The sequence below is a fragment of the Enterobacter cloacae complex sp. 2022EL-00788 genome, assembly GCF_026627565.1.
GTDB classification, from domain to species: Bacteria; Pseudomonadota; Gammaproteobacteria; order Enterobacterales; family Enterobacteriaceae; genus Enterobacter; species Enterobacter pasteurii.
This window is the reverse complement of record NZ_JAPNMC010000019.1, coordinates 36359-54040: the sequence shown is the minus strand read 5'-3', so window position 1 is coordinate 54040 and position 17682 is coordinate 36359. Positions and strand designations below refer to the sequence as shown.

The 17682-nt window shown below is 57.4% G+C and carries 15 protein-coding genes; 9 read left to right on the top strand and 6 right to left on the bottom strand.

The genetic code is table 11. The features are described from left to right. Window positions 1-233: 233 nt before the first annotated feature. The 4 genes from fhuA to fhuB are packed head-to-tail and all read left to right on the top strand — an operon-like array spanning window position 234 to window position 6200. Window positions 234-2483 (top strand): ferrichrome porin FhuA, encoded by a 2250-nt coding sequence (gene fhuA / locus OWK27_RS22015; protein WP_242173572.1) that lies wholly within the window; start codon window positions 234-236, stop codon window positions 2481-2483. A gap of 50 nt (window positions 2484-2533) precedes the next feature. After that, entirely contained in the window at window positions 2534-3331 is a 798-nt protein-coding gene (gene fhuC / locus OWK27_RS22010) for a Fe3+-hydroxamate ABC transporter ATP-binding protein FhuC (RefSeq protein ID WP_267591224.1), read from the top strand. Next, window positions 3331-4221: a Fe(3+)-hydroxamate ABC transporter substrate-binding protein FhuD gene (gene fhuD / locus OWK27_RS22005; RefSeq protein ID WP_267591223.1), complete on the top strand. Its 891-nt coding sequence runs from the start codon at window positions 3331-3333 to the stop codon at window positions 4219-4221. The genes fhuC and fhuD overlap by 1 nt, the downstream gene beginning before the upstream one ends. After that, window positions 4218-6200, top strand: a complete 1983-nt coding sequence (gene fhuB, locus OWK27_RS22000) for a Fe(3+)-hydroxamate ABC transporter permease FhuB (protein ID WP_193355750.1) — start codon at window positions 4218-4220, stop codon at window positions 6198-6200. Before fhuD ends, fhuB begins: the two co-directional genes overlap by 4 nt. Before the next feature lie 81 nt (window positions 6201-6281). On the opposite strand, the gene hemL is transcribed toward fhuB, so the two are convergent. Beyond that, window positions 6282-7562 carry a glutamate-1-semialdehyde 2,1-aminomutase gene (gene hemL / locus OWK27_RS21995; protein WP_252004722.1) on the bottom strand — a complete coding sequence of 427 codons (1281 nt, stop codon included), beginning with the start codon at window positions 7560-7562 and terminating at the stop codon, window positions 6282-6284. A 177-nt stretch (window positions 7563-7739) separates the two neighbouring features. Between hemL and clcA the strand changes: the two genes are divergently transcribed. Beyond that, a complete protein-coding gene (gene clcA / locus OWK27_RS21990) occupies window positions 7740-9140 on the top strand; it encodes a H(+)/Cl(-) exchange transporter ClcA (protein ID WP_267591222.1) in 1401 nt (466 codons plus the stop codon). Window positions 9141-9219: 79 nt separating this feature from the next. Next, window positions 9220-9564, top strand: a complete 345-nt coding sequence (erpA, locus tag OWK27_RS21985; protein WP_003856230.1) for an iron-sulfur cluster insertion protein ErpA — start codon at window positions 9220-9222, stop codon at window positions 9562-9564. Between the two features lie 79 nt (window positions 9565-9643). On the opposite strand, the gene OWK27_RS21980 is transcribed toward erpA, so the two are convergent. Genes OWK27_RS21980 through mtnN form a run of 3 tightly spaced genes read right to left on the bottom strand, consistent with a single transcriptional unit; the run spans window position 9644 to window position 11791 of the window. Continuing rightward, window positions 9644-10267, bottom strand: coding sequence for a TRIC cation channel family protein (locus OWK27_RS21980; RefSeq protein ID WP_148420133.1), 624 nt, complete (start codon window positions 10265-10267; stop codon window positions 9644-9646). Between the two features lie 23 nt (window positions 10268-10290). Next, complete coding sequence (gene btuF / locus OWK27_RS21975) at window positions 10291-11100, bottom strand: vitamin B12 ABC transporter substrate-binding protein BtuF (RefSeq protein ID WP_252004724.1); 810 nt, start codon at window positions 11098-11100, stop codon at window positions 10291-10293. Beyond that, window positions 11093-11791, bottom strand: a complete 699-nt coding sequence (gene mtnN, locus OWK27_RS21970) for a 5'-methylthioadenosine/S-adenosylhomocysteine nucleosidase (protein WP_252004725.1) — start codon at window positions 11789-11791, stop codon at window positions 11093-11095. Before mtnN ends, btuF begins: the two co-directional genes overlap by 8 nt. 82 nt (window positions 11792-11873) lie before the next feature. On the opposite strand from mtnN, the gene dgt reads away from it, so the two are divergent. From dgt to OWK27_RS21955, 3 genes are all read left to right on the top strand, one after another. Then, a complete protein-coding gene (dgt, locus tag OWK27_RS21965; RefSeq protein ID WP_252004726.1) occupies window positions 11874-13388 on the top strand; it encodes a dGTPase in 1515 nt (504 codons plus the stop codon). Window positions 13389-13520: 132 nt separating this feature from the next. Continuing rightward, complete coding sequence (gene degP / locus OWK27_RS21960) at window positions 13521-14957, top strand: serine endoprotease DegP (protein ID WP_267591221.1); 1437 nt, start codon at window positions 13521-13523, stop codon at window positions 14955-14957. A gap of 152 nt (window positions 14958-15109) precedes the next feature. Further along, window positions 15110-16267 (top strand): CdaR family transcriptional regulator, encoded by a 1158-nt coding sequence (locus OWK27_RS21955; protein ID WP_003856217.1) that lies wholly within the window; start codon window positions 15110-15112, stop codon window positions 16265-16267. A 91-nt stretch (window positions 16268-16358) separates the two neighbouring features. Here OWK27_RS21955 and OWK27_RS21950 read toward each other — a convergent pair whose 3' ends face one another. Next, window positions 16359-16745, bottom strand: coding sequence for a DUF3461 family protein (locus tag OWK27_RS21950; protein ID WP_148420138.1), 387 nt, complete (start codon window positions 16743-16745; stop codon window positions 16359-16361). Window positions 16746-16856: 111 nt separating this feature from the next. After that, on the bottom strand, window positions 16857-17681 hold the full coding sequence (gene dapD / locus OWK27_RS21945; RefSeq protein WP_008501915.1) for a 2,3,4,5-tetrahydropyridine-2,6-dicarboxylate N-succinyltransferase: 825 nt from the start codon (window positions 17679-17681) through the stop codon (window positions 16857-16859). Window position 17682 lies beyond the last annotated feature (1 nt).

The following is a 17682-nucleotide window of genomic DNA, read 5'->3' as shown; positions in this document are numbered from 1 at the left end:
CCCGATACCCCCTTCCCGGGAAGGGGGTATTTTTTCACCTCGGCAACTCATTTCCTTAACCCCGTTTTCAACCCTTATTAACGACCCATTTTCCGTTGATTATTTCTTAAACCCTTAATTCTTGTAGGGCCGCATATCGCTTGCTATGCCGTCAGCGTTTCGCATATTATTCTGCGGTCATAATAATAATTCTCGTTTACGTTATCATTCACCTTTTTCATCAGAGATCCATCATGGCGCTTTCCAATACTGCTCAGCCAATTAACACGTCGCTGCGTAAAATCGCAGCCGTCGTAGCCACAGCGGTTGCCGGCATGTCTGCTTACGCACAGGCCGCTGAAACCCCCAAGAAAGAAGAAACGATCACCGTGACTGCCGCACCGGCTGCACAGGAAAGTGCCTGGGGTCCTGCTGCGACTATCGCCGCGCGTCAATCCGCGACCGGAACCAAAACAGACACCCCAATTCAAAAGGTTCCACAGTCTATTTCTGTGGTAACTGCCGAAGAGATGGCGCTGCATCAGCCACGTTCCGTTAAAGAAGCGTTGAGCTATACCCCGGGCGTTGCGGTAGGCACCCGTGGTGCTTCAAATACCTATGACTACCTGGTTATTCGCGGTTTCGCGGCCGATGGCCAGAGCCAGAACAACTACCTCGACGGTATGAAGATGCAGGGCAACTTCTATAACGACGCGGTGATTGACCCTTATATGCTGGAGCGTGCTGAAATCATGCGCGGCCCGGTTTCCGTTCTGTACGGAAAAAGCAGCCCTGGTGGCCTGCTGAACATGGTGAGTAAGCGTCCAACAACCGAGCCGCTAAAAGAGATCCAGTTCAAAGCTGGCACCGACAGTCTGTTCCAGACCGGCTTTGACTTCAGCGATGCCATCGACGATGACGGCGTTTACTCTTACCGACTGACGGGCGTTGCGCGTTCAAATAATGCGCAGCAGCAAGATAAAGGCGAGCAGCGTTATGCCATCGCGCCATCATTCTCCTGGCGTCCGGATGATAAAACGACTTTCACCTTCCTCTCCTACTTCCAGAACGAGCCTGAAACAGGTTATTACGGCTGGCTGCCAAAAGAGGGAACGGTTGATCCGCTGCCAAACGGCGACCGACTGTCGACGGACTTCAACGAAGGTGCGAAGAACAATACCTATTCCCGTAACCAGAAAATGGTGGGGTATAGCTTCGACCACGAATTTAACGACACCTTTACCGTGCGCCAAAACCTGCGTTTTGCCGAGAACAAAACCTCGCAAAACAGCGTTTACGGCTACGGCGTATGTACCGATCCGGCAAACAGCGGTAGCAAACAGTGTGCTGCGTTAGCTCCTGCCGATAAAGGTCATTATCTGGCGCGTAAGTACGTTGTCGATAATGAAAAACTGCAGAACTTCACCGTTGATACCCAGCTGCAGAGCAAATTTGCGACCGGCCAGGTTGACCACACCCTGCTGACCGGCGTTGACTTTATGCGTATGCGCAACGATATCAACTCCTGGTTTGGCTATGACGACTCTGTACCACTGCTGGATCTCTACAATCCGGTAAACAGCGATTTTGATTTTGGCTCAAAAGATCCGGCAAACTCCGGCGCGTATCAAATCCTCAACCGCCAGAAACAGACCGGTTTGTATGTTCAGGATCAGGCGCAGTGGGATAAAGTGCTGGTGACGCTGGGCGGCCGTTACGACTGGGCCGATCAGGAGTCATACAACCGTGTATTGAATACTACCTCCAAACGTGATGATACTCAGTTTACCTGGCGTGGCGGCGTTAACTATCTGTTCGATAACGGCGTAACCCCTTACTTCAGCTACAGCGAATCCTTTGAACCGGCTTCACAGACCGATGCTCAGGGTAAACTGTTCTCTCCGTCTAAAGGCAAGCAGTACGAAGCGGGCGTGAAATACGTGCCGAACGATCGTCCGATCGTGATCACCGGTGCAGTGTATCAGTTGACCAAAACCAACAACCTGATGGCCGATCCTGCGGGCTCATTCTTCTCCGTTGAAGGCGGTGAGATCCGTGCCCGTGGTGTAGAGCTGGAAGCGAAAGCGGCGCTGTCTGCAAGCGTTAACGTTGTGGGTTCTTATACCTATACCGATGCGGAATACACCACCGACACCAACTACAAAGGCAACACGCCAGCCCAGGTACCAAAGCACATGGCCTCTGTCTGGGGTGACTACACGATGTTTGATGGCCCGCTGTCTGGCCTGACGCTGGGAACCGGCGTTCGTTATACGGGCTCCAGCAAGGGCGATCCGGCGAACTCGTTTACTGTGGGCAGCTATACCCTGGTTGATGCGTTAGTCCGATATGACCTGGCGCGCGTGGGCATGGCGGGTTCAAACGTCGCGCTTCACGTGAACAACCTGTTCGATCGTGAGTACGTTGCCAGCTGCTTCAACACCTATGGTTGCTTCTGGGGTGCTGAACGCCAGGTTGTCGCCACGGCGACCTTCCGCTTCTAATCTCTTTATGGGCACGGTTCGCCGTGCCCTTTTTATTTAAGTTGGCTGATATGCAGGATAACAAAACGCAATCCGACTCCACCTTCACGCTCAACAATCTCTCCTTTCGCGTACCCGGGCGCACCCTGCTGCACCCGCTCTCTTTGACGTTTCCCGCAGGTAAGGTGACCGGATTAATCGGGCACAATGGTTCCGGTAAATCGACGTTGCTGAAGATGCTGGGCCGCCACCAGCCGCCGTCCGAGGGCGAAATTCTGCTGGATGAGCAGCCGCTGGCGGGCTGGAGCAGTAAGGCCTTTGCCCGCAAGGTGGCCTATCTGCCGCAGCAGCTGCCGCAGGCGGAAGGGATGACGGTGCGCGAGCTGGTGGCGATTGGACGTTATCCGTGGCACGGTGCGCTCGGGCGTTTTGGCGTTGCTGACAGAGAGAAAGTGGAAGAGGCGATTGCGCTGGTCGGGTTAAAACCGCTGGCGCACCGTCTGGTGGATAGCCTGTCCGGTGGCGAACGTCAGCGCGCGTGGATCGCGATGCTGGTGGCCCAGGACAGCCGCTGCCTGCTGCTCGACGAACCTACCTCCGCGCTGGATATTGCCCACCAGGTGGACGTGCTGGCGCTGGTGCACCGTTTAAGCCAGCAGCGCGGCCTGACGGTGATTGCCGTTCTGCATGATATCAATATGGCCGCGCGCTATTGCGACTATCTGGTGGCGCTGCGCGGCGGTGAAATGATCGCCCAGGGCACGTCTGACGAGCTGATGCGCAGCGAAACGCTGGAACATATCTACGGTATACCTATGGGGATCCTGCCTCACCCTGCCGGGGCTGCACCGGTGAGCTTCGTTTACTGATGCTGGAGTCTACACGCATAAGCCGCCGTCGCCTGCTGACGGCCATGGCGCTCTCGCCGCTGCTGTTAAAGATGGCTCCGGCCCGCGCCGCTGCTATCGATCCGCACCGCATTGTGGCGCTGGAGTGGTTGCCCGTCGAGCTGATGATGGCCCTGGGTATCACGCCCTACGGCGTGGCCGATATCCCTAACTACACCCTGTGGGTGAATGAGCCCAAACTGCCGGACTCCGTCATCGATATCGGTCTGCGTACGGAGCCGAACCTTGAGCTTCTCACGCAGATGAAGCCGTCTTATTTATTCTGGTCTGCGGGGTATGGCCCGTCGGAAGAGACCATGGCGAAGATTGCTCCCGGACGGGGCTTTTCCTTCAGCGACGGTAAAAAGCCGCTGACCATGGCAAAAAACTCCATTCACGAGATGGCGCAATTCCTCAACCGTGAAGCGGAAGCAAAAAAACACCTGGATGAATTTGATGCGCTGATTGATTCCCTTAAGCCGCGCTTTGCCGGCCGCGGCGATCGTCCGCTGCTGATGGTGACGCTGCTGGACGCCCGCCATATGCTGGTCTTTGGAAAGAACTGCCTGTTCCAGGAAGTGCTCGACAGCTTTGGCATTCGCAATGCCTGGGAAGGCGAGATGACGTTCTGGGGAAGCACCGCCGTGGGCATTGACCGCCTGGCGGCGTTTCGTGACGTTGACGTTCTGTGCTTTGACCACGGCAACGAGCGTGAAATGCAAACCCTGATGGCGACCCCGCTCTGGCAGGCGATGCCGTTCGTGCGCGAACGGCGTTTCCTGCGCGCGCCTGCGGTATGGTTTTACGGCGCGACGCTGTCGGCGATGCATTTTGCGCGCGTGCTGGATCGCACGCTGGGAGGTAGGGCATGAGTACGCGTATTGCCCGCTTCCCGGTGCTGCTGCTGGCGCTCATTTTCCTGGCTGCCCTGGCGCTGACCGGCTTCAACCTGACCACGGCGTTACCGCGCGAGCAGTGGGCGGCCGCGGTTGCCGCACCGGATATCGATAATATTCAGCAAATGCTGTTCCACTATAGCCTGTTGCCGCGTCTTAGCATCTCTCTGCTGGTCGGAGCGGGCCTGGGGCTGGTGGGCGTGTTGTTCCAGCAGGTGCTGCGTAACCCGCTGGCGGAGCCAACCACGCTTGGCGTGGCGACGGGGGCACAGCTGGGGATCACCGTTACCACGCTCTGGACGCTGCCGGGGGCATTAACCTCGCAGTTTGCCGCGCTGGCAGGCGCCTGCGTGGTTGGTGCGCTGGTCTTCGGCGTGGCCTGGGGTAAACGCCTTTCGCCGGTCACGCTGATCCTCGCCGGGCTGGTCGTTAGCCTCTACTGCGGGGCAATCAACCAGCTGCTGGTGCTGTTTCACCACGACCAGCTGCAAAGCATGTTTATGTGGAGTACCGGAACGCTCACCCAGACCGACTGGAGCATCGTCCAGCGCCTGTGGCCTCAGCTGTTTGGCGGCGTGGTGCTTACGCTACTGCTGCTGCGCCCGCTGACGCTGATGGGCCTCGATGACGGCGTGGCGCGTAACCTGGGGCTGGCGCTGTCGCTGGCCCGCCTGGCGGCCCTCACCCTGGCGATTGTGCTGAGCGCGCTGCTGGTTAACGCCGTCGGCATCATCGGATTTATCGGCCTGTTTGCGCCGCTGCTGGCAAAAATGCTCGGCGCGCGGCGTCTGCTGGCGCGCCTGATGCTGGCGCCGCTGATTGGCGCGCTGATCCTCTGGCTTTCCGATCAGCTCATTCTCTGGCTGGCGCGCGTCTGGATGGAAGTGTCGACGGGCTCGGTGACGGCCCTGATCGGCGCGCCGCTGCTGCTGTGGCTGCTGCCGCGGCTGCGCAGCATCAGCGCCCCGGCGATGGATGCCGGCGATAAGATCTCTGCCGAGCGCCAGTCGGTGATATGGTTCAGCCTTGCCGGGCTGGCGGTGCTGGCTATCGCTTCGTTTGCCGCGCTCTCGCTGGGGCGTGACGCCACGGGCTGGCACTGGGCGACGGGGGATTTGCTGAATGAGCTCATGCAGTGGCGCTGGCCGCGGATCTTCTCCGCGCTGATTGCCGGCGTGATGCTGGCGGTGGCGGGCTGTATTATTCAGCGTCTGACCGGTAACCCGATGGCAAGCCCGGAAGTCCTGGGCATCAGTTCCGGCGCCGCGTTTGGCGTGGTGTTGATGCTGTTTCTCGTGCCGGGGAATGCCTTCGGCTGGCTGATGCCTGCCGGGAGTATCGGTGCGGCGGCGACGCTGATGATTATCCTGATCGCCTCCGGGCGCGGCGGTTTCTCGCCTCACCGCATGCTGCTGGCCGGGATGGCGCTGAGCACCGCGTTTACCATGCTGCTGATGATGTTGCAGGCGAGCGGCGATCCGCGCATGGCGCAGATCCTGACCTGGATCTCCGGCTCGACGTACAACGCCACCGGCAGCCAGGTGGTGCATACCGGGATCGTGATGATCGTACTGCTGGCGATAGTGCCGCTGTGCCGCCGCTGGATGACCATTCTGCCGCTGGGCGGGGACACCGCGCGCGCGGTCGGGCTGGCGCTGACGCCAACGCGTATCGCCCTGCTGCTGCTGGCCGCGTGCCTGACGGCGACGGCCACCATGACCATTGGCCCGCTCAGTTTTGTTGGCCTGATGGCGCCGCATATCGCACGTATGATGGGCTTCCGCCGCACGATGCCGCATATCGCGATCTCTGCCCTGACGGGCGGGGCGATCCTGGTCTTTGCTGACTGGTGCGGAAGGATGGTGCTGTTCCCGTATCAGATCCCGGCGGGCCTGCTGTCGACCTTTATCGGCGCGCCGTACTTTATCTATCTGTTGAGAAAGCAGAGTCGGTAATAAAAGTAAACGGCAATCCTTGGATTGCCGTTTTAGCGTTTGCTCCCTCTCCCTGTGGGAGAGGGTATCAAGCCGCACATTTTACAGCTTCGCAAACGCCTTACGCGCTGCGTCGATGGTGTTATTGATATCTTCTTCGCTGTGCGCCACGGACATAAAGCCCGCTTCAAACGCTGACGGTGCCAGATATACGCCTTCTTCCAGCATCAGGTGGAAGAAGCGTTTGAAGCGTTCCACGTCGCACTTCACCACGTCCTGATAGCAGGTAACGGCTTTCGCGTCGGTGAAGAAAATGCCGAACATACCGCCGACGTGGTTAACCACCAGCGGAATACCCGCCTCTTCTGCGGCTTCCAGAAGGCCGTTCGCCAGCTGCGTCGTCCGGTCCGTCAGGGTTTCGTGGATACCCGGCTGCGCTACTTCGGTCAGACAGGCAAAGCCCGCCGCCATCGCAATGGGGTTACCGGAGAGCGTACCCGCCTGGTAAACCGGACCGGTTGGCGCCAGCGCGTCCATCACGTCCTTACGGCCACCAAACGCCCCGACAGGCATGCCGCCGCCGATAATTTTGCCCAGACAGGTGAGGTCAGGCTCAACGCCATAATATGACTGGGCGCCCGCCAGCGCCACGCGGAAGCCGGTCATCACTTCGTCGATGATCAGCAGCGCGCCGAACTCATCACACAGCGCGCGCAGGCCCGGCAGGAAATCCGGCTGCGGTGGGATGCAGTTCATGTTGCCCGCCACCGGTTCGACGATGATGCAGGCGATTTCCTGCGGATACTGCTCGAACGCCGCGCGAACGGTGTCCAGATCGTTATAGGTGCAGGTGAGGGTGTGTTTTGCGAAATTAGCCGGCACGCCCGGAGAGTTAGGCTGACCAAGCGTCAGCGCGCCGGAACCGGCTTTTACCAGCAGGCAGTCGGCGTGGCCATGGTAACAGCCTTCGAACTTGATAATCTTGTCACGGCCGGTAAAGCCGCGCGCCAGACGGATGGCGCTCATGGTCGCTTCCGTACCGGAGTTCACCATACGTACCATGTCCATTGTCGGCACCAGCTCGGTGACCAGCTCCGCCATTTTGACTTCCATCTCGGTTGGCGCACCGAAGCTCAGGCCGCGCTGAGCGGCTTCAATCACCGCGTTGCGGATCGCCGGGTGGTTATGCCCCAGCACCATTGGCCCCCAGGAGCCGACGTAGTCGACATAGGCTTTGCCATCCACATCATACAGATACGCGCCATCCGCACGTTCGATAAACAGCGGGGTGCCACCCACGCCGGTAAAGGCGCGCACCGGTGAGTTTACGCCGCCTGGGATAAGCTCGCGGGCTGCGCTGTAGAGGTTTTCAGACTTGCTCATGGCGTCGTTCCTGGTTCGTAGAAATAAGTTAAGGAGACTATTCTAAGTGATCCGGATGAGGTTATAAAATTTTTGCCCCGTAAAGGGCTTAACAATTGTTAAGTATTTTTCAGGGGACGAGGGGACTGTCTCTGGTAAAATCCCTGCGGCCATTTGTATGACGAAACAGAAAAGGTAATGAACGAGAACACTCCGTCTTTTGAACAACAGCAGTTTACGCGCGCGAAGCGCCGGGTCAGCATCCGGCGGCTGCTCAACCGTGACAAAACCCCGTTGGCCATTCTGCTGGCAGCTGCCGTTGTGGGCACGCTGGCCGGTCTCGTGGGCGTCGCGTTTGAGAAAGCCGTCAACGCGGTGCTCAACTGGCGCATAGGCACCGTCGCCAGCTTTGCGGATCGTGAATGGCTGGTCTGGGCGTGGGCCTTTGGCCTTTCGGCCCTGTTTGCCATGGTGGGCTATTTCCTGGTACGTAAATTCGCACCCGAAGCGGGCGGCTCGGGGATCCCGGAAATTGAAGGGGCGCTGGAAGAGCTACGCCCGGTTCGCTGGTGGCGCGTGCTTCCTGTGAAATTTATCGGCGGGATGGGAACGCTCGGGGCGGGAATGGTGCTCGGACGGGAAGGACCAACGGTACAGCTGGGCGGTAACGTCGGGCGTATGGTCGGCGATCTGTTCCGTATGCGCAGCGCCGAAGCGCGCCATACGCTGCTGGCGACGGGGGCGGCGGCCGGGCTGTCTGCCGCGTTCAATGCGCCGCTGGCGGGGATCCTGTTCATCATCGAAGAGATGCGCGCCCAGTTCCGCTACAACCTCATCTCCATTAAAGCGGTGTTTACCGGCGTGATTATGTCGAGCATCGTCTTTCGCATCTTCAACGGCGAAGGGGCGGTGATTGAGGTGGGTAAGCTGACCAACGCGCCGGTCAACACCCTGTGGCTGTATCTGGTGCTTGGCATGATTTTTGGCGTGGTCGGCCCGCTTTTCAATACGCTGATTTTACGTGCGCAGGATATGTTTCAGCGCATCCACGGCGGAAACACCACCCGATGGGTGCTGGTGGGGGGCCTGCTCGGCGGAGTGTGCGGGATCCTCGGCTTTATCGAACCGAACGCGGCAGGCGGCGGGTTTGGGCTGATACCCGTTGCGGCGGCGGGCAATTTTAGCGTCGGCCTGCTGCTGTTTATGTTTATCTCGCGGGTGATCACCACCGTGCTCTGTTTCTCCTCCGGCGCGCCGGGAGGGATTTTTGCCCCGATGCTGGCGCTGGGCACGCTGCTGGGGACCGCGTTTGGGATGGCGGCGGCGGTTGGCTTCCCGGCCTATCATCTGGATGCCGGGACGTTTGCCGTTGCGGGGATGGGGGCGCTGCTGGCGGCCTCCCTGCGCGCGCCGCTGACCGGGATCGTGCTGGTGCTGGAAATGACCGATAATTACCAGCTCATTTTGCCAATGATCATTACCTGCCTCGGCGCGACACTATTAGCCCAATTCCTGGGTGGAAAACCGCTATACTCCACCATTCTTGCCCGTACCCTGGCGAAACAGGATGCTGAACAGGCCCTGAAGCAGAATACTTGAATGAATTACCAGGGTATTAGATAATGACAAAAAGAATTGGGTGATTTTTACCCAGTAGCAGTATTCATGGGAGCATAAGATGAGTGATGACGTAGCGTTGCCGCTGGAATTTACCGAAGCAGCAGCGAAAAAAGTGAAAACCCTGATTGCCGACGAGGACAATCCGGATCTGAAACTGCGTGTTTATATTACCGGCGGCGGCTGCAGCGGCTTCCAGTATGGTTTTACCTTTGACGACCAGGTTAACGATGGTGATATGACTATCGAGAAGCAGGGCGTCGCGCTGGTGGTTGACCCGATGAGCCTGCAATACCTCGTCGGCGGTTCGGTGGATTACACCGAAGGTCTGGAAGGGTCGCGCTTTGTGGTGACGAACCCTAACGCGACCAGCACCTGCGGGTGTGGATCGTCGTTCAGCATCTAATGTTGCGGACGGTGCGGGCTGAGCCTCTCACCCCGGCAGACACGAAAAACGGTAACCTGGCGGTTACCGTTTTTGCTTTTTACCTTCCATTTTCGTCCAGCGCAAAGGTCGGCAGCTTCAGGTGCCAGCGTATCGCCGCTAAACGTATTACCAGCGTCACGACCATCCCCAGCATTGCCGCGTTCTCCAGCGGGATAGCGAAGGTGTAATACGCCGTAGCGTGTACAATCCCCCCGATGATGCAGGCCGTCGCGTAGATTTCCGTTCGCAGGATCATCGGCACTTCTCGCGCCAGGATATCGCGAATGATCCCGCCGCCCACGCCGGTCAACACGCCCATACAGATTGCCACCAGTGGGCCAGTCCCTGCTATAAAGGCTTTATTCACGCCGATTCCGACAAAGACCGCCAGACCGACGGCGTCCAGTACCGGCAGCACCCATTTGGGAAGCCTGCGCGGCTGACGGACCAGCACGATGGTTAACAGACAGGTGACCATCGCCACGACCAGGTCCGTTGGATCTTTCACCCAGAATACCGGGCCGTTCGCCAGCGCCATGTCGCGGATCGTTCCGCCTCCCACCGCCGTGACGACGCCGAGCACCAGAACGCCAAAAGGATCCATGCGTAGTTTTCCGGCAAGCAAAACGCCGGAGATAGCAAAAACGGCTGTGCCAAGAATATCCAGCCAATACACGAGCATCGTTAAATCCTCGAATGGGGTGTTTATCTGTTTGTATGACCCTCTGCCAGTTCGGCACAGAGTTGTTTTGCGGCGAGGATAATACGCGGGCTGGCCCGTTCAAACCAGTCGCTGTTGAGTGCAATCACCGGTATTTTAAGCTGCCGGTGCCAGAATTGTTTAATTTTAGGAATCTCGCTCGCATTTCCGACCACCACAATGGCCTGCGGTTGTCGTGCCAGAACCTGCTCCCGGCTGACCTGTGGCCAGGGTACACGGCTGTCGGCAAAGATATTTTCACCCCCGCACGTCTCAAGCACCTGATTCTGGATCGAGCCTTTCCCGGTTGTGAACAACGGCTGCGTGCCGAATTGCAGAAATACGCGCTGCTTCTTTTGCGTACCGTACCGGCTTTTCAGCGCGGCATAGTCACTGAGCATTTGCCCGGCTGCCCGCTCGGCTTGCTGCGGGGTTGGGCTAAAGGGCGCGAGGTCGCGCAGGGCTTGCGCCACCTGTTCGATGCTCTCAGCGTCCACCCATTTCACCGTGATTCCCAGCGACGAAAGCTGGTTCACCTGCCGTTCGGCATTGCCGCCGCGCCAGGCGAGAACGAGATCGGGCCTGAGCGCCACGATACGCTCCAGGTTCATTCCCTGCCAGGTGGCTACCTGTTCAATATGGGCGGCCTGAGGTGGGTAATCGGAAAAGCTGCTTACCCCAACGGGGATGATCCCGGCGGCAAACGCCAGTTCCGTATTGGCGGGGGAGAGGGCGATCACCCGCGGCGCGGCGGTGAGCCAGGCCGGGGCGAGCAGAAGCAGGGCGACCAGCGCCCTGAAGGACGGCTTACCCACGCGCCAGTTTCTGCACCAGGGATTCCACCATCACGGTGGACTGTTTGGCTGCAACGGCCAGGAATTCGTCGAAGCTGATGTGGGACTGCTGGTCAGCCACGTCAGAAATCGCGCGAACGACCACGAACGGTACGCCAAAGTTGTGGCACACGTGCGCAATGGCCGTGGCTTCCATCTCAACGGCGACGGCCTGCGGGAAGTTATGGCGGATTTTTGCCAGACCGACGGAGCCGTTGATGAAGGCATCGCCGCTGACGATCAGGCCACGCACCGCATTGAGGTTGAGTTCGCTGATGCAGCCTTCAGCGGCGGCAATCAGCTTATCATCCGCTTTAAACCCGGCCGGGCAGCCCGGAAGCTGACCATATTCGTAGCCGAAGGCGGTGACGTCTGCATCGTGGTAACGCGCTTCGTCGGAAACAACGATATCACCCACGTTCAGCGTCGGGGCAAGACCGCCCGCAGAGCCTGTGTTAATGATAACGTCAGGCTTGCAGCGCTCAAGCAGCAGGGTCGCGCCCAGTGCCGCTGCAACTTTACCGATGCCTGATTTCAGCAGAGCCACGTCAACACCGTTCAGCTGACCGGTGTAGATCTCACAGCCACCGAGGGAGAGGGGCTGACGGTTCTCAATTTTGTCACGCAGCAGCGTAACTTCTTCTTCCATTGCACCAATAATGCCGATTTTCATAGATTTACTCGCGATGTGCCTTGTTAAGATGCATAGTCTATCATGCGGTAAAGGGGAAACGCATTCTCACGCGGGGGAGCACATGGCACCAATCGATTTTCGCACCAAAATTAACTGGCACCGACGTTTCCGCTCGCCGCAGGGCGAGAAGAGCGAACATGAGATCCTGCGCATTTTCGAGAGCGATCGTGGACGCATCATCAACTCGCCCGCCATCCGCCGGTTACAGCAAAAAACCCAGGTGTTCCCGCTGGAGCGTAACGCTGCGGTGCGTACGCGACTAACGCACTCTATGGAAGTGCAGCAGGTGGGGCGCTACATTGCAAAAGAGATCCTCAGCCGCCTCAAAGAGCAGCGCCTGCTGGAAACCTACGGGCTGGATGAGCTGACCGGACCGTTCGAAAGCATCGTTGAGATGGCCTGCCTGATGCACGATATTGGCAATCCTCCCTTCGGCCATTTCGGCGAAGCCGCCATCAACGACTGGTTTAAACAGCGCCTTTTCCCCTCCGATGCAGCAAGCCAGCCGCTGAGCGATGACCGCTGCGCGGTACGCGATTTATGCCTGCGCGAGGGCGAGGAGAGCCTGAACGATCTGCGCCGCAAGGTGCGTCAGGATCTGTGCCACTTCGAAGGCAACGCGCAGGGCATACGTCTGGTGCACTCTCTGATGCGCATGAACCTGACCTGGGCTCAGGTAGGCTGCATTCTCAAATATACCCGTCCCGCATGGTGGATGGGGGAGACGCCCGCCACCCATAGCTACCTGATGAAAAAGCCGGGCTATTACTTATCGGAAGAGGCCTATATTGAGCGGTTGCGTAAAGAACTGTCGCTGACGCCCAATGGCCGTTTCCCGTTAACGTGGATTATGGAAGCCGCTGACGACATTTCATATTGCGTGGCCGATCTGGAAGACGCGGTGGAAAAAAGAATATTCAGCGTCGAGGAGCTCTATCAGCATCTTCGTGATGCCTGGGGAGAGCATGAAAAAGGGTCTCTATTTGCACAGGTCGTCGAGAATGCATGGGATAAATCGCGCTCAAATACGCTGAGCCGGAGCACTGAAGATCAGTTCTTTATGTATTTACGGGTCAACACGCTGAATAAACTGGTGCCGTATGCAGCCGCGCGTTTCATTGATAATTTGCCGATGATATTTAGCGGAGAATTTAATCACGCGCTGCTGGAAGATGAGAGTAGTTTTAGTCAGCTTCTCGAATTATATAAACACGTGGCCGTTCGCCATGTTTTCAGCCATCCGGATGTTGAACAGCTGGAGCTGCAGGGATATCGGGTTATCAGTGGGCTGCTGGAGATTTATGCTCCTTTACTCCAGCTCCCGGTCGATGAGTTCAGCGAGCTGGTAGAAAACGAACGCGTCCGCCGCCTGCCTATTGAGTCTCGCCTCTATCAAAAGCTTTCGACCCGCCACCGGCTGGCATACGTCGAAGCTATTAGTAAAATAGATCGGCAATCTTCCCGCTGGCCGGTACTGGAATATTATTATCGCTGCCGGCTCATCCAGGACTATATCAGCGGGATGACGGATTTGTACGCCTGGGATGAATACCGCAAGCTGATGGCCGTGGAATAAGCCGTGAGTTTTGTAAAGACGGCCAATAAATTTTTACTTTTTCCATAAACTTATCCCCGGAACTAAGCGGTATAAAACGAATCTGAGTTACACAGCAATTTTGCGTTATCTGGTAAATCGAGATTGAGAAACATGAAAAAAACCACATTAGCAATGAGTGCACTGGCTCTGAGTTTAGGTTTAGCGCTGTCTCCTCTGTCTGCTACGGCAGCCGAGACGGCTTCGTCGGCAGTCCCTGCGCAGCAGATGCCAAGCCTGGCCCCGATGCTCGAAAAAGTGATGCCATCGGTGGTGAGTATCAACGTTGAGGGCAGCACAACCGTCAATACGCCGCGCATGCCGCGTAACTTCCAGCAGTTCTTCGGCGATAATTCGCCATTCTGCCTGGACGGTTCGCCATTCCAGAGTTCACCGTTCTGTCAGGGCGGTGGTCCAGGGGATAACGGTCAGGGCGGCGGCCAGCAGCAGAAATTCATGGCGCTTGGCTCGGGCGTGATTATTGACGCCGCGAAAGGCTACGTGGTGACCAATAACCACGTGGTAGATAATGCGAACGTTATTAAAGTGCAGATGAGCGACGGCCGTAAATTTGACGCCAAAGTGGTGGGTAAAGATCCGCGCTCCGACATCGCGCTGATTCAGATTCAGGATCCGAAGAACCTGACGGCGATTAAGCTTGCCGACTCGGACGCGCTGCACGTTGGCGATTACACCGTCGCCATCGGTAACCCGTTCGGTCTGGGCGAAACCGTCACCTCGGGTATCGTCTCTGCGCTGGGGCGTAGTGGCCTGAACGCGGAAAACTATGAAAACTTCATCCAGACGGATGCGGCCATTAACCGCGGTAACTCCGGCGGTGCGCTGGTGAACCTGAACGGTGAGCTTATCGGTATTAACACCGCTATTCTGGCACCGGACGGGGGTAACATCGGTATCGGCTTTGCTATCCCGAGCAACATGGTGAAAAACCTGACCGCGCAGATGGTGCAGTACGGCCAGGTGAAACGCGGTGAGCTGGGTATCATGGGTACCGAGCTGAACTCAGAGCTGGCGAAAGCGATGAAGGTTGACGCTCAGCGCGGCGCGTTCGTGAGCCAGGTCATGCCGAACTCCTCTGCGGCAAAAGCCGGTATTAAAGCAGGTGACGTCATTACCTCTCTCAACGGGAAGCCGATCAGCAGCTTTGCCGCCCTGCGTGCGGAAGTGGGGTCAATGCCAATCGGCAGTAAAGTCACCCTCGGCCTGCTGCGTGAAGGTAAGCCGGTTAACGTGAGCCTGGAACTCCAGCAGAGCAGCCAGAATCAGGTAGATTCCAGCACCATCTTCAGCGGTATTGAAGGGGCTGAGATGAGCAACAAAGGGGCGGATAAAGGCGTGGTGGTGAATAACGTAAAAGCGAATTCGCCGGCGGCCCGTATCGGCCTCAAAAAAGGTGATGTCATCATGGGCGCTAACCAGCAGCCGGTGAAAAACATTGCTGAACTGCGCAAAATTCTCGACAGCAAGCCTTCCGTGCTGGCCCTGAATATTCAGCGTGGTGATACCTCTATTTATCTCCTGATGCAGTAATCCCTCAGGCCCCTGCCTACAACAGGCAGGGGCTTTCTTTTTTCTGTGACCCTTAGCACAACTCCATACATCTCTCTCTGCCTTTGGGCATCTGCACAATGCAGCCGTAACTGAACTCCCCTATGCTTGAGCTCTGCTCACGGGAGGGTTATATGGCTGGCTGGCATCTTGATACCAAAATGGCGCAGGATATCGTGGCGCGAACCATGCGCATCATTGATACCAATATCAACGTAATGGATGCCCGTGGACGCATCATCGGCAGTGGCGATCGTGAGCGTATTGGGGAATTGCACGAAGGGGCGCTGCTGGTGCTCTCTCAGGGGCGCGTGGTGGACATTGATGACGCCGTGGCGAAACACCTGCACGGGGTGCGCCAGGGGATCAACCTGCCGCTGCGTCTCGAAGGCGAAATTGTTGGCGTTATCGGTCTGACCGGCGATCCTGAATCTTTACGCAAATACGGCGAGCTGGTCTGCATGACGGCAGAGATGATGCTGGAGCAGTCGCGCCTGATGCACCTGCTGGCGCAGGACAGCCGCCTGCGCGAAGAGCTGGTGATGAATTTGATACAGGCGGAGGAGCACACGCCAGCCCTGAGCGAGTGGGCACAGCGTCTGGGTATCGACCTGAATCAGCCGCGCGTGGTCGCCGTCATCGAGGTGGATAGCGGACAGCTTGGCGTGGACAGCGCCATGGTGGAGCTACAGCAGCTGCAAAACATGCTGGCGACGCCGGAGCGTAATAACCTGGTGGCGATAGTTTCCCTGACGGAAATGGTGGTGCTTAAGCCCGCGCTTAATCAGTTTGGCCGCTGGGACGCGGAAGATCATCGTCGTCGCGTTGAGCTGCTCATCGAGCGCATGAAGGAGAACGGTCAGCTCCGTTTTCGCGTCGCGCTCGGGAATTACTTTACCGGACCGGGAAGCATCGCCCGTTCATGGCGAACGGCGCGCACCACCATGATGGTGGGCAAGCAGCGCATGCCGGAAAGCCGCAGCTATTTCTATCAGGATCTGATGCTGCCGGTCCTGCTCGACAGCCTGAGGGGCGGCTGGCAGGCCAACGAGCTGGCGCGTCCGCTGGTGCGTCTGAAGGCGATGGATAACAACGGATTGCTGCGCCGCACGCTGCAGGCGTGGTTCCGGCATAACGTGCAGCCGCTGGCAACGTCAAAAGCGCTTTTCATACACCGTAATACGCTGGAATATCGGCTTAACCGGATTTCGGAACTGACGGGGCTGGATCTGGGAAATTTCGACGACCGGCTGCTGCTGTATGTGGCGCTGCAGCTGGACGAACAGCGATAGCTGAGTGCGGTATGGTGCCCTCACCCCATCCTCTCCCACAGGGAGAGGGCGCAAACACTAAAAACGGCAATCAAGGATTGCCGTTTTGCTTTTATTTCCGCGTCAATTTCTCAAGATCCGCTTCAATTTCGCTGATCTTATGGGTAACAACGCTTTCCAGGTGACGCAGATCGTCAAGGATCTTACGCTTCAGGTCGACTTCGCTGCGATCGCGCTGGCAAATCTGATCGAGCTCGTCGATCACGTAGCGCAGGTTAGGGCTGATTTCCTGTACTTCTTTATATCCCTGACCGATACCGTCAGCGACAACGGTCTTACGCTGGCGTGGGTATTTAAACTTCACGCTTTTGGCGAAAAACTCTCCTTTGTCTTTGTGAAAATAGATTTTCAAAATATCGTTATTGGCTTCCTGGCGGAGACTATAACGATCAATTTCATCAGGATTGGTAATGCCCAGACTTTTCAGATTATCGTACATAGCGGTACCCTTGATCTCAACATAACCTATGAATAATTAACGAAAAAATCTATTTTCGCCACCTTGGGATATAAAAAAAGCGGGGTTGCCCCCGCTTTTTGTTATACCTGATTAATCGATGGTGCGCAGCAGTTCGTTGATGCCCACTTTACCGCGGGTTTTGGCGTCCACCTTCTTCACGATAACCGCGCAGTAGAGGCTGTATTTGCCATCTTTAGACGGCAGGTTGCCGGAAACCACAACGGAACCGGCCGGTACGCGGCCGTAGTGAACTTCGCCGGTTTCGCGGTCGTAAATGCGGGTGCTCTGGCCGATGTAGACGCCCATGGAGATCACGGAACCTTCTTCTACGATCACGCCTTCAACCACTTCGGAACGCGCGCCGATGAAGCAGTTGTCTTCAATGATGGTTGGGTTAGCCTGCAGCGGCTCCAGCACGCCACCGATGCCTACGCCGCCGGACAGGTGTACGTTTTTACCAATCTGCGCGCATGAACCCACGGTTGCCCAGGTATCGACCATGGTGCCTTCGTCAACGTAGGCACCGATGTTCACGTAGGATGGCATCAGCACGGTGTTGCGTGCGATGAATGCGCCCTGGCGAACCGCCGCGGGAGGCACCACGCGGAAGCCCTCTTTCTGGAAGCGCGCTTCGTCGTAATCCGCAAATTTCATTGGCACTTTATCGAAGTAGCGGCTTTCTGCTCCGTCGATAACCTGGTTATCGTTGATACGGAAAGAGAGCAGTACAGCTTTCTTCAGCCATTGATGAGTAACCCACTGACCGTCGATTTTTTCTGCCACGCGCAGCGCGCCGGAATCCAGCAGGGAAATAACCTGGTTAACCGCTTCACGGGTCACGGTATCCACATTTGCCGGAGTGATCTCGGCGCGACGCTCAAAAGCGGACTCAATAACGTTCTGTAACTGCTGCATT